Below are 12,905 nucleotides of genomic sequence, written 5' to 3'. Positions count from 1 at the left end.
AGGGAGGCTGGCCGGCCGGATCAGAAGATTAAAACCGCTCTAGCATCTAGGCACGACGATTGCTAAGCCGGTCTGAAGCATAATGGACGTCCAATTAAAGGAAGCGCCGATGTCGAGAGGAAACGGGACGATGCGACTTGACCGCCGGGGTTTTCTTTCCTCGACCGCCCTCGTGGGCGGCGCCGGCGGGCTGGCCGCAGGATTGGCCCCTTCCTTCCTCCTCAGCGACAGCGCGCGGGCGGCCGAGCCCAAGAAGGGCGGCACGCTCAAGCTCGGCATCGCGGGGGGCAGCTCGACCGACAGCCTCGACCCGCGCACCCTTACCGATTCCGTGCCGACGACGATTGTCTCGGCCATCACCAACGCCCTTGTCGAGATCGACGCCAAGGGACAGGCCACGCCCGAGCTGGCGACGAGCTGGGCGACGGCCGACGGCGCCAAGACCTGGGTCCTGAAGCTGAAGGAAGGCGTCGCCTTCCACAATGGCAAGGCGTTCGAGGCCGAGGATGCGGTCTACTCGATCAACCTGCATCGCGGCGAGAACACCAAGTCGCCGGCCAAGTCGATCCTTTCCGGTATCGCCGATATCAAGGCCAGTGGACCGCACGAGTTGACGGTGACGCTCACCGAGCCCAATGCCGACCTGCCCTACATCTTTTCCGACTACCATCTTGTGATCGTGCCCAAGGACTTCACCGACTGGGCCAAGCTCATCGGCACGGGCGCCTTCAAGCTCGAGAGCTTCCAACCGGGCGTGCGGGCCTCCGGCGTGCGCAACCCCGATTACTGGAAGGCCGGGCGCGGCAATGTCGATCGCTTTGAGCTCACCGTCATCAATGACGGCACGGCCAGGCTGAACGCGCTGATCTCGGGCCAGATCGATGTCATGAACCGCATCGACCGCAAGACGGTGCAGCTTTTGCAGCGCGCGCCGACCGTGGCCATCGTCCGCTCGACGAGCGGCCAGCATTATCCCTTTTTGATGCTCTGCGACAGAAAGCCGTTCGACGACAATAATCTGCGGCTGGCCGTCAAATACGGCATCGATCGTCAGCAGATGGTCAAGACCATCTTGAACGGCTTTGGCACCGAGGGGAACGACCACCCGATCTCGCCGGCCAATCCCTATTACAACAGCGAGCTGCCAATCCGCCCCTACGATCCCGACAAATCGAAATATTACCTGAAGCAGGCCGGCATGGCAGACTTCAAGGTGACGCTGCACACCTCCGATGCCGCCTATGCCGGCGCGCCGGACGCGGCCGTGCTCTACCGCGCGCAGGCGAAGAAGGGCAACGTCCTGGTCGACGTCCAGCGCGATCCGGCCGATGGTTACTGGGACAATATCTGGATGAAGCAGCCCTTTTGCATGTCCTACTGGATGGGGCGGCCGGTGCCGGACATGATGTTCTCGACGGCTTATGCGTCGGACGCGTCCTGGAACGACAGCTATTGGAAGCGGCCGGCGTTCGACAAGATGCTGGTCGAGGCGCGCGGCATTACCGATTTCGACAAGCGCAAGGCCATCTACTGGGATCTGCAAAAGATGGTCCATGAGGATGGCGGCAACATGATCGCTACCTTTGCAGACTTCGTCGACGGGCGCGGCGCCAAGGTCGAGGGCTTCGAGCCGCATCCCTCCTACGAGCTCTCGAATTTCCGCATCATCGAGAAAGCCTGGCTCAAGGCTTGAGGGAGGCGGCAGCCCATGATCTTCAAGCTGGCGCTGCGCCGCCTGGCACTTGGTGTGATCACCATCTTCGTCGTCTCGGTCCTCATCTTCTCGGTGACCGAGCTGCTGCCGGGCGACGTCGCCACGGCGATCCTGGGCCAGGGTGCCACGCCCGAGGCCGTGGCCGAGATCCATCGCGAACTTGATCTCGACCACCCGGCCTATGTCCGCTACGGGCGCTGGCTCGAAGGCTTCCTCAAGGGTGATTTCGGCAACTCCCTGACGACGAACGAGCCCGTCTCGGTGCAATTGGTGCCGCGTTTGATGGATACGCTTGCCCTGGCCGGCCTGGCGGCACTCGTGGCCGTGCCGCTCGCCATTGCGCTGGGCCTGCTGGCCGCGATCTTCGAGGATCGCGCCCTCGACAAGATCATCTCGACCTTCTCCCTGGCCACCATCTCCGTGCCCGAGTTCTTCATGGGCTATCTGCTCATCATCATCCTGGCGACCAATCTCCAGCTCTTCCCGAGCCTGGCCCTGGTGGAGCCGGGCATGGGCATCTTCGAGCGCGTCTACGCCATGGCGTTGCCGGCGCTCACCTTAACCTTCGTCGTGATGGCCCATATGATGCGCATGACGCGCGCAGCGGTGATCGACGTGCTGCAGCGGCCCTATATCGAGATGGCACGGCTCAAGGGCATCAAGCCCTGGCGCATCGTCATCCAGCATGCGCTGCCCAACGCCCTGGGTCCGATCGTCACCGTCGTCGCCTTGAACCTTGCCTATCTGGTCGTGGGCGTCGTCGTCGTCGAGGTCGTCTTTGTCTATCCGGGCATGGGGCAATATCTCGTCGACGCGGTCTCCAAGCGCGACATGCCGGTCGTCCAGGCCTGCGTTTTGATCTTCGCCCTCGTCTATGTGCTCTTGAATCTCCTGGCCGACATCGTGGGCATCCTCGCCAACCCGCGTCTGAGGCACCCCCGATGATGAAAGCGTTCTTCCGTGCCTTGAGGGAGGCCAGCTTGAGCGCCTGGATCGGGCTCGTCATCGTCGTCGGCAACGCGCTTTGCGCCATTCTCGCCGGCTGGATCGCGCCCTACGATCCGGCCGATCCCGTGGGCGGCCTCTGGGAAGGCTTTACCGCCGAGCACTGGCTTGGGACCGACCAATTGGGTCGCGACATGCTGAGCCGCATGCTGGAGGGCGGCCAACTGACGATCGGCATCGCGCTCGCCGTCACGGCACTGGCCTTCGTGATCGGCGTGCTGGGTGGCTTCATCGCCGCGCTCGGCCGGGGCGCGGTCGATCAGGTCCTGAGCCGGATCGTCGATGCGCTGATGGCGATCCCGACCCTGCTCTTCGCGCTCCTCGTCCTCTCGGTCATGGGCACCTCGGTGCCGGTCCTGATCGTTGTCATCGCGATCTTGGAATCGACCCGCGTCTTTCGCCTCGCGCGGGCCCTGGCCCTCGATCTTGCCGCCATGGATTTCGTCGAGGTGGCAAGGCTCAGGGGCGAGAGCATGCTCTGGATCATGCGCCGCGAGATCCTGCCCAACACCACCTTGCCGCTCATGTCGGAATTCGGCCTGCGCTTTTGCTTTGTCGTCCTCTTCATCAGCACGCTGAGCTTCCTGGGCCTGGGCATCCAGCCGCCCGCCGCCGACTGGGGCGGTCTCGTGCGCGAGAACGCCCAGGCGATCAATTTCGGCATCGCGGCACCGCTCATCCCGGCAGCCGCCATCGCCATTCTCACGGTCGGCGTCAATCTCGTCGTTGACTGGATGCTGGCCCGCCAGGGCAAGGCGATGCTGGAGCGCCCCGCATGAGTGACCCCCTCCTTAGCGTCTCGAACCTGCAGATCACCGTGCCTGGCGCGGATGGACCCCGCGCCATCGTCGAAAACGTCTCCTTCGAATTGCAGCGCGGCGAGGTTTTGGGGCTGATCGGCGAATCCGGCGCGGGCAAGTCGACCATCGGCCTGGCGGCGCTAGGCTTTGGGCGTGGCGCCGTGCGGCTCTCCGGGGGAGAGGTCCTGCTGGACGGAGAGGATCTCCGCCAGATGAGCGAGGCTCAGCTGCGCGCCTTGCGTGGTCGTAAGGTGGCCTATGTGGCGCAGAGTGCTGCTGCTGCCTTCAATCCGGCGAGGACGATCGGCGAGCAGGTGATCGAGGTGCAGCTCCGCCATGGCCTGGCCAGCCGCGAGGCCGCCCTTGATCAGGCCCGCACCCTGTTCGCCGAGCTGGCCTTGCCCGATCCCGAGCATTTCGGCGACCGCTACCCGCACCAGGCCTCGGGCGGCCAGTTGCAGCGCGCCATGATCGCCATGGCGATGGCGGGCCGGCCCGACCTCGTCGTCTTCGACGAGCCGACCACGGCTTTGGACGTCACGACCCAGGTCGAGGTGCTGGCCGCCATGCGGCGCGTCATCGACCAGCACGGCACGGCCGCCCTCTATATCAGCCATGACCTGGCCGTCGTGGCGCAGATGGCCGATCGCATCCTGGTCCTGCGCCATGGCCGCATGGTCGAGCTGGATACGACGGAGGCCATCCTGCACCATCCGCGCGAGGCCTATACGCAAGAGCTGGTCGCCGCCAGGGCCGATCGGATGAAGGAGCTGGCGCACGCCGCCACCACGCCGCTTTTGGACATACGCGCCGTCTCGGCCGCCTATGGCGGGGGTGCGCACAAGGTGCTCTTTGACATCGACGTCAGCGTGCATCCAGGCGAGACCGTGGCGATCGTCGGCGAATCCGGCAGCGGCAAGAGTACGCTTGCCCGCGTCATTACCGGCCTCCTGCCACCGGCCGAGGGACGGATCGAGTTCCAGGGCAAGCCCTTGAGCCCTGCTTTGGCGCAGCGCTCCGACGACGACCTCCGGCGCATCCAGCTGATCCACCAATTGCCGGACGTGGCCCTCAACCCGCGCCATCGCGTGGGCGACGTGATCAGCAGGCCGCTTTCCATGTTCCGCGGCCTGCGCGGCCGCGAGCTGGAGACGGAAATAGCCCGGCTACTGGCGCTGGTCGACCTGGATCCCGCCCTGGCCAGACGCTATCCTGTCCAACTCTCGGGCGGTCAAAAACAGCGCGTCTGCATCGCGCGGGCCCTCGCGGCCGAGCCCGACCTCATGATCTGCGACGAGGTCACCTCGGCCCTCGATCCCCTGGTGGCCGAGGGCGTGCAGGACCTGCTCCTCGACCTGCAGCGCCGCATGCGGCTCGCGATGCTCTTCATCACTCATGATCTGGGTGTCGTGCGCCGGATGGCGGACCGCGTCGTCGTCATGCAGCATGGCCGCATCGTCGAGCAAGGCACGACCAGCGAGATCTTCACCCCGCCCTGCGCGGCCTACACGCAGCGGCTTTTGGATAGCGTGCCGGAAATGCGAATCGGCTGGCTTGCCGAACGCCTGGACGTTCTCCAGACTCAACCTGTTTGAGATCTGGCGGTCGGTCCGGACGCCACGCGCCATATCGTCGATGCCAGGATGACCACTAACTGCGGTCCCCTCGTCCTATTCGGTTTGAAATTCTGTCAGGTCGATGACATAAATCCAGGTATCAATCAGAAATATATCAGTTGCATTTACGTGATGACGTGCCGACGCGGTTTCCTCAACCATACGAATATTGAGTCTTACTTGCGGGTTTTCCGAATATTTTTTGTCTAGTGAATGGGATTCCACCGTTCTCCTTCGCGATGCTCAGAGGTGATTGACGTCGCCGTGAATAACGATAGCATTAGCCGCGGGCCGGTAGACCAGCAATCGCAGAATGAGGGATTTCGCCTCCGTGCCAAGGACATGAAGACGGCGCGGATGGAGTCGACAGGCCCGCGAAGGCTGATCGCTTGTCATGAATGCGGATCGGTGCACGCGATCGCCGGCTTGCCCGTTGATCGCGTGGCGCATTGCCGGACCTGCGACTCGCCGCTGACCAGCGGCAAGCGCAGTGAGCCCGAGAGTCTGCTGGCCATCTATCTGGCGGCGGCCGTCCTGGTCGTCGTTGCCCATAGCTTCCCCATCATGGGGCTCGACATTCAAGGCAAGACCCAGACGGCAACGCTGGTCACCGGTCCCGCCATGCTGATCCAGCAGGGCATGTGGCCGCTGGGCCTGCTCGTCGTCATCGTCGTCTCGGTCATTCCCTCCCTTCGCATCCTCAGCAACATATTGATCCTCGGACCGATCACGATCGGACGGCGCCCCTGGGCCGGCGCCTGGCTGATGCGGCTTGGCGGCTCCTTGAAGCCCTGGTCGATGATGGAGATCATGCTGCTGGGATTGATCGTCGCCTATGTTAAGCTGATCGATCTTGCCTCGGTACAGCTCGGTCTCAGCCTCTATGCCTTCGTCGGCGTCATTCTCCTCTTGCTGCTGGCCGACCTGATCACCGAGCCCGCGGTCATCTGGGATAAGATCCGCGCCCGCCCGCCGCTCTCCTTGGCGGCCGGGCAGCCGCTGCTGGCCTGCCATGCCTGCGGCCAGGTGGACGTTGCCCCGGCCGGCGCGCAGCATGGGGTAGCCTGCTCGAGATGTGGCGCCAGCCTGCATCGACGCAAGCCCAATTCCCTGGCCAGGACCTGGGCGCTCTTATTGGCGGCGACGATCTTCTATATTCCGGCCAACCTGCTGCCGGTCATGACCGTTACATATCTAGGCAACAGCGAGCCCGACACGATCCTGAGCGGCGTCAAGTCGCTGCTGGCGGCAGGCATGTTCCCTGTGGCCCTCCTGGTGTTCTTTGCCAGCATCCTCGTGCCGGTTCTCAAGCTCTGCGGCCTGGTCTGGCTGCTCTTGAGCGTGCAGTTCAAGTCGCGCCAGCGGCTGCGCCAGCGGACGAAGATCTATCGGATCATCGAGGGCGTCGGACGCTGGTCGATGGTCGATATCTTCATGATTTCAATTCTTGTGGCGCTCGTGGAACTGGGGGCGCTGGCGCGCATTGATCCCGGTCCCGGCGCCCTGGCTTTCGCCGCGGTCGTCATCTTGACCATGCTCGGCTCGGCGAGTTTTGACCCCAAGCTGATGTGGGACGTCGAGGAGGATGGGCGTGAGCGAACACGGAACTGGCGCGTCTGAGGCAAGTGACCAGCACGCGGCGGTCCTGAAAAAGCGGCGGACGATCTCGCCGATCTGGATCGTGCCGGTCGTGGCCATCCTCATTGCCGGCTGGATCGCCTGGACGACCTATAGCAGTCGCGGTCCCCTCATCGAGATCACCTTCGAGTCGGTGAGCGGCATCGAACCAGGTAAGACGAAGATCCGCTACAAGGACATCGACCTCGGCACAGTCGAGCATATCGCTCTGCAGCCCGACCTTCGCCACGTCACGGTCGAGGCTCGCATGGATGCGACAGCCGATCCCTTCCTGACGGACAAGGCCAGGTTTTGGATCGTCCGGGCGCGCATCGGCGCGGGCGGCGTCAGCGGCCTCGATACTCTGCTCTCGGGCTCCTACATCCAGGTCGACACGCCAGGCGGGGGCACCGCCAAGAGGTCGTTCGTCGGCCTCGAAGAACCGCCCCTGATCGAATCGACCACGCCCGGGCGGCAATTCGTCCTCGTTAGCAAGACGCTAGGCAGCATCTCGCAAGGTGCGCCAATCTATCATCTGGGAATCCCGGTAGGGCAGGTTCTGGGCTACCAGTTCGACGAGGCCTCCTCGCAGGTCCTGATCCGGATCTTTGTCAGCCAGCCCTATGACAAGCTGGTCAAGACCAATAGCCGGTTCTGGAACGCCGGCAGCCTGTCGCTCTCCACGAGCGGCGGCACCCCCTCGTTGCAGGTTCCGCCACTCCAGGCCATGCTGGTGGGCGGTATCGAGTTCGACAGCCCGCCCGCGTCCGGCCCCCCAACTGAGGATACCGGGGAGGCCAAGGAGGAGACGAGCTTTCCGCTCTTCGCCAACGCCGATGCCGTGCAGAACGATGCCGGTAGCGGCGGCCAGCAATACGTGGCCTATTTCGACGGCTCGCTTCGCGGTCTCCGGGCCGGGAGCCCGGTGGAATTTCGCGGCATGCGGGTCGGTACCGTGCGCAGCGTCGTCCTGGATTTCGATACGGATACGGGCGCGGCGACGATCCCTGTAACCTTCGAGATCGAGCCCAGCCGCTTCAAGGTGCGCGGCAAGCTAGGGACGGCCGACGGCGCCGGCTTTGCCGCCATGTCGCGCCTCGTCGAGCACGGCTTGCGCGCCCAGTTGCGATCGGGAAGCCTGATCACTGGCGAACTCGTCGTCGCACTGGACGTGTTTCCCGATGCCGCGCCCGCCAAGCTGGAGCAGCAAGACGGCCTCTATGCCGTTCCCACCCTGCCCTCACAGCTGGACCAGTTGACGACCTCGGTCAGCAGCACCCTGCAACGCCTGGCTGGCCTGCCGCTCGAGCAGATGGTCGGGAGGGCCAACAACGCGCTGGGCTCCCTCGAGTCCCTGACGGCGACGGCGAACCGAGCCGTTGGCGGGGCCCGCCTCGACAAATCGTTCGACGCCTTGAATGCGACGCTCGTGCAATTGCAGCAGGTGGCCGGCTCCCTCCAGGCAAACATGCCGGCCCTCCTGGGTGCCCTGCGCGGCACGGCCACGGATGCCGGTCAGACCATGCGCGAGGTGCGGCAGAATTTCGGCACCTCCTCGCAGTTCAACTATCAACTCCGCTCGGCGCTGGACGAGTTCACTCAGACCGCCCGCTCGATCCGGTCCTTCACCGACTATCTGGATCGCAATCCCAGCGCGCTGTTGCGCGGACGGCAGGGAGATCGATAATGTCCAGGATGACCAAAGCCCGCCTGTCGGCGGCGGCGGCGATTTGCCTGCTGGCGGGCTGCCAGTCTCTGCCGCCTGATTACTATCTCTTGAAAGGCGCGCCATCGTCCAGCCCACAGCAATTGCCAAGCCCGCTCCAATCGATCGGCATTCGGCCCGTCGCTGTCGCCGACTATCTCGATCGCTCGGAGATCGTGACGACGAGCGAGGCCGCGCGCATCAACATCAATGACCAGGAACGCTGGGGCGAGAAGCTGAGCTTGATGATCGCGCGCACGCTGGCTGCGGATCTGCGCGCTCATCTGGGCTCGGCCAGCGTGACGCTGCTGCCGACTGATTTCGACATCCAGCCCTCACGGGAATTGATCCTCTCGATCGAGCGCTTTGATGCCGACGAAAGCGGCAACGCCACCATTGCCGGCCGCTGGCAGCTCGTCAGCCCGAAGAACAACGAGGCCACCTCGGGCGCCCCCTTCTCCATCGTCGCGCCCGTGGCCACGCCCGGCTCCTACGATGCCATCGTCCAGGCGCTGAGCGAGGCGCTCGACCAGTTGGCGGCCAGCATCGCCCGGGACGGACGCTAGCGCCGGCGACGCGCAGGCCGGGCACGCGCACCTGAGCGCGTCGGCCGGCACGGTGGACAAGGAAAGACCGGACCACTAACCCCGAAGCCTTCGGGCCCGCCGCCCATGATCCCCTCGATCCCGGCAACCATGCAAACCTACCTGGCCGACCTTCACGTCCACTCGAAATATTCCCGCGCCACCAGCCGTGACCTCGACCTCGAGCATCTGGCGTGGTGGGCGGCGCGCAAGGGCATCGAGGTTGTCGCCACGGGCGATTGCGTCCATCCGGCCTGGCTTGCCGAACTCAAGGACAAGCTCCTGCCCGCGGGCGAGGGCCTTTTTCGCCTCAAGCCCGAGATCGAAGCGGCGGTGCTGGCAACCCTGCCCGCCGCCTGTCGCCGGCCCGTCCGCTTCATGCTGTCGACGGAAATCTCGACGATCTACAAGAAGGGCGAGAAGACCCGGAAGGTCCATCACCTCATCTACGCGCCGGACTTCGCCACCGTCGACGCGCTCGCGGCGAGGCTGGGGCGCATCGGCAACATCGCCTCGGACGGGCGGCCGATCCTGGGCCTCGATTCGCGTGACCTTCTGGAGGTCACCCTGGCCTCCGGGCCGGAAGCCTATCTGGTCCCGGCACATATCTGGACGCCCTGGTTCGCCGCGATGGGCTCGCAATCGGGCTTCGATTCGATCGATGCCTGCTATGGCGACCTGGCCTCGCATATCTTCGCCGTCGAGACCGGCCTGTCCTCCGATCCGGCGATGAACTGGCGCCTTTCATCGCTGGACCGCTTCCGCCTGACCTCGAATTCCGATGCCCACTCTCCAGGCAAGCTCGGGCGCGAGGCGACCCGCTTTTCGGGCGAGCCCAGCTACCTTGGCATCCGGGCGGCCCTTGAGACCGGCGAGGGCTATGGCGGCACCGTGGAGTTCTTCCCCGAGGAAGGGAAGTATCACATGGATGGCCATCGCGCCTGTGAGGTCCGCCTCGATCCCAAGGAGACCCTTGCCCTGGAGGGGCGCTGTCCCGTCTGCGGCCACAGGGTGACGGTGGGCGTGGCGCACCGGGTCGAGCTCCTGGCCGACCGCAGCGAGGCCGAGGCATCCCCGCCGCCGACGGCCGGCGCCGTCACCAGCCTCGTCCCCTTGCCCGAGATCCTCTCAGAGATCATGCAAAGCGGCGTGGCGACGAAACGCGTCGCCCACGCCTATGACCGCGCGACCGCCGCGCTCGGTCCGGAGCTGGCGCTCCTGGAAATGCTGCCGCTCGAGGACATCAGGAAGGCCGACGCCCTGGTAGCCGAGGCCGTGGCCAGGCTGCGTGCCGGCCAGGTCATCCGCGAGCCCGGCTATGATGGCGAATACGGCGTCATCCGGCTCTTCGAGGCGCGCGAGCTCACCAGGCTGACCAAGGGTGCCATGCTCTTCGAGGCATCCATGGCATCGCGGCCGGTACCGGCAAGGCGCAAGGCTGCGCCGGAGCCCGCCGCCACGACGCTGCCGATGCCGGGTCCGGCAGAGACACCAGTACCGGTCTCGACGCGGACGGGTATTCTTGCGGCCCTGGACGCCGACCAGGCGGAAGCGGCTGCCCTGAGCGAGTGCACCTTGATCGTCCAGGCCGGCCCTGGCTCCGGCAAGACGCGCATGATCACGCATCGCCTGGCCCATCTCGTGGCCGAGCAAGGCGTAGCTCCCGGGGCCTGCCTGGCCGTCACCTTTACCCGCCGGGCCACAGAGGAGATGCAGACGCGCCTCCGGCTGCTCCTTGGTCCGCGCGCGGACCAAGTCGAAGTCTTGAGCTTCCATGCGCTGGGCCTGCTCATCCTTCGCGCCGATGGGCATCGCCTTGGCCTGCCGGCCGGTTTCCGCCTGGCCGACGAGGCCGAGCGGCGCGCGCATCTCAGTGCCGCCATGGGATGCTCCGACCGTGATGCCGGACGGCTGCTCAAGGAAGTCTCGCGCCTGAAGCGGACCGGCCAGGAGGGTGAGGGCGACGCCGCGCGGGCCAAGGCACATCTTTGGGCGCAGGGACTGGCCGAGGGTTGGGTCGATTTCGACGACCTCGTGGGATTGACAGTCCGACTGCTGGAACAGCATGCCGAGCTACGGGACCGGTGGAGCCAGCGTTTTGCCCATATCGTCGCCGACGAGTTCCAGGACATCGACGAGCAGCAATACCGGCTGCTGCTCCTGCTGGCCGGCAAGAAAGCGCATCTATGCGTGATCGGCGATCCGCATCAGGCGATCTATGGTTTTCGCGGCGCCGATTCGAGCTGCTTTGCCCGCCTGCGCGCCGATTACCCCGACGCGCAAGAGCTGAGACTCGGCCGCAATTACCGCTCCAGTGCGACCATCGTCGCCGCCGCCTCGGCTCTCATCGGCGATAAGGCCGCCATTCCGCAGCGGCCGAAGGGCCAGCCGATCATACTGCATGCCGCCGCCGACGAGACGGCCGAGGCCGCCTTCGTCGCCGCGACGATCGAGACCCTGATCGGCGGTCACGACATGCTGGCTGCCCAGCGCGACAGCGGCAGGGCCGGGAACGACGCCCGGGCCTTGGGCTTTGCCGATATCGCCATTCTCTATCGTACCGACGCCCAGGCCCGCGCACTCCGCCAGGCGTTGGACGAAGCAGGCATCCCCCATAAGAAGAGTTCGCCGGACAGGCTGGCGACGCATCCGGGCGTCATGCTGATTCTGGCCAGCCTGCCCGCCGGCGAGGCATCACTGACCGAACGCCTGGACCAGGCCATCGCCGCCGCCGAGCAGCAGAACAAGACCCACCTCGCGGCCCTGGCCGAGGCCAAGGCCTGGCTCCGGAGCCTGGCCGCCACGGCCGGCGACGAGCGGGCGCTGCGCGAACAGGTGGCGCTGGCGACCGAGTTGGACTTCCACGATGCGCGCGCGGCCAGGGTCGCGCTCTTGACGATGCACGCGGCCAAGGGCCTGGAATTTCCCGTCGTCTTCGTCGTCGGCCTGGAAACCGGGATCACGCCGTTCGCTTTTGGCGACGGCATCCCCGAGGATGAGGCCGAGGAGCGCCGTCTTTTCTACGTGGCGATGACGCGCGCCATGGATCGCCTCTATCTCACCCGCGCCGCCCGCCGCTTCTGGCAAGGCTCCCAGCGCATGTTGCCCCCCTCGCCCTATCTGGAGGCCTTCGACGCGACGCTGACTACCGCGAACTCTCAGCCCGCCAATCCGCGCCGACGGGCGCGGCAATTGAGCATGTTCGAATTGCCGGCTGGACCAAAGCCGCGTCAACACGCTGGTCGCAAGGCCGGATAAGCGATCAGAAGGATGCCACTAATCCTGTGTTTCCAGACACAGGCAGACCTTCACTTCAAGCCAGGCGACCCTCAATCGAGAGGCCGGAAGATCCCGGTCCCGCCCAGGGCATGGCGGCGTACTCAAGCATCCGGCTGAGCCCGGAGCGAGAGGTCAACGCTCGAGCACCCCGTCACCTCACGCGAGCGCGGAGGAGGCCTTCGGCGACCCTCGGCGATCTGATGATCGACGTCTCGCTGCGCGAGCACGGATCGACAGCTCTGCTGTCGATGGGCCGAAAGGCCCCTGGACCCCATGGGGTTGGGGTGGTCGGATAGCGGGCAGCGCATGAGATCTGTTGTATAAGGACTATATTCCTTGTACAGTGGGCCCCATGGACTGGACCGATAGCCTCGCCCCCAAGCCGCCACGGCGCCGCTACCCCTTCTGGGCCAGGCGCGACCGCAGGCGCACGGCCCAGGCCATGGCGGCCGGACGTACCGCCCAGGAGATGGCGCTCGTCAACCGCGTTCCCGTCATGGAAGTCGAGAAGCTGCTGCGGGATGAGGAGTTCCAGGAGCTGCTTCGGCATTACAGCGCGGTGGCATCGCTCCCTTATGAGGAGCG

General features: G+C 65.3%; 9 protein-coding genes. All 9 read left to right on the top strand.

What is annotated here, in order from left to right:
• Window positions 1–130: 130 nt before the first annotated feature.
• Entirely contained in the window at window positions 131–1,693 is a 1,563-nt protein-coding gene (locus CFB17_RS18285) for an ABC transporter substrate-binding protein (protein WP_207762179.1), read from the top strand.
• A gap of 15 nt (window positions 1,694–1,708) precedes the next feature.
• On the top strand, window positions 1,709–2,659 hold the full coding sequence (locus CFB17_RS18280; protein WP_207762178.1) for an ABC transporter permease: 951 nt from the start codon (window positions 1,709–1,711) through the stop codon (window positions 2,657–2,659).
• Window positions 2,659–3,498 (top strand): ABC transporter permease, encoded by an 840-nt coding sequence (locus tag CFB17_RS18275; protein WP_088563055.1) that lies wholly within the window; start codon window positions 2,659–2,661, stop codon window positions 3,496–3,498. Before CFB17_RS18280 ends, CFB17_RS18275 begins: the two co-directional genes overlap by 1 nt.
• Window positions 3,495–5,114 carry an ABC transporter ATP-binding protein gene (locus tag CFB17_RS18270; protein ID WP_088563022.1) on the top strand — a complete coding sequence of 540 codons (1,620 nt, stop codon included), beginning with the start codon at window positions 3,495–3,497 and terminating at the stop codon, window positions 5,112–5,114. The genes CFB17_RS18275 and CFB17_RS18270 overlap by 4 nt, the downstream gene beginning before the upstream one ends.
• Window positions 5,115–5,348: 234 nt before the next feature.
• On the top strand, window positions 5,349–6,755 hold the full coding sequence (locus CFB17_RS18265; RefSeq protein ID WP_088563021.1) for a paraquat-inducible protein A: 1,407 nt from the start codon (window positions 5,349–5,351) through the stop codon (window positions 6,753–6,755).
• Window positions 6,727–8,439: a PqiB family protein gene (locus tag CFB17_RS18260; RefSeq protein WP_165769706.1), complete on the top strand. Its 1,713-nt coding sequence runs from the start codon at window positions 6,727–6,729 to the stop codon at window positions 8,437–8,439. Before CFB17_RS18265 ends, CFB17_RS18260 begins: the two co-directional genes overlap by 29 nt.
• Window positions 8,439–9,023, top strand: coding sequence for a PqiC family protein (locus tag CFB17_RS18255; RefSeq protein ID WP_088563019.1), 585 nt, complete (start codon window positions 8,439–8,441; stop codon window positions 9,021–9,023). Before CFB17_RS18260 ends, CFB17_RS18255 begins: the two co-directional genes overlap by 1 nt.
• Window positions 9,024–9,152: 129 nt before the next feature.
• Entirely contained in the window at window positions 9,153–12,299 is a 3,147-nt protein-coding gene (locus CFB17_RS18250) for a UvrD-helicase domain-containing protein (RefSeq protein ID WP_088563054.1), read from the top strand.
• A 373-nt stretch (window positions 12,300–12,672) separates the two neighbouring features.
• The coding region (locus tag CFB17_RS18245; protein WP_133063958.1) for a hypothetical protein at window positions 12,673–12,905 on the top strand (233 nt) is incomplete at its 3' end.

The sequence above is a fragment of the Arboricoccus pini genome, assembly GCF_900187945.1.
GTDB classification, from domain to species: domain Bacteria; phylum Pseudomonadota; class Alphaproteobacteria; order Geminicoccales; family Geminicoccaceae; genus Arboricoccus; species Arboricoccus pini.
The sequence above is the reverse complement of the archived record's forward strand: the minus strand, read 5'-3'. Positions and strand labels throughout refer to the sequence as shown.

Excerpts from the sequence above, each read along its gene's own strand:
- CFB17_RS18280 (WP_207762178.1), top strand. The coding sequence starts at position 1,709 with ATGATCTTCAAGCTGGCGCTGCGCCGCCTGGCACTTGGTGTGATCACC.
- CFB17_RS18285 (WP_207762179.1), top strand. The coding sequence starts at position 131 with ATGCGACTTGACCGCCGGGGTTTTCTTTCCTCGACCGCCCTCGTGGGC.
- CFB17_RS18250 (WP_088563054.1), top strand. The coding sequence starts at position 9,153 with ATGCAAACCTACCTGGCCGACCTTCACGTCCACTCGAAATATTCCCGC.
- CFB17_RS18270 (WP_088563022.1), top strand. The coding sequence starts at position 3,495 with ATGAGTGACCCCCTCCTTAGCGTCTCGAACCTGCAGATCACCGTGCCT.
- CFB17_RS18255 (WP_088563019.1), top strand. The coding sequence starts at position 8,439 with ATGTCCAGGATGACCAAAGCCCGCCTGTCGGCGGCGGCGGCGATTTGC.
- CFB17_RS18265 (WP_088563021.1), top strand. The coding sequence starts at position 5,349 with ATGGGATTCCACCGTTCTCCTTCGCGATGCTCAGAGGTGATTGACGTC.
- CFB17_RS18275 (WP_088563055.1), top strand. The coding sequence starts at position 2,659 with ATGAAAGCGTTCTTCCGTGCCTTGAGGGAGGCCAGCTTGAGCGCCTGG.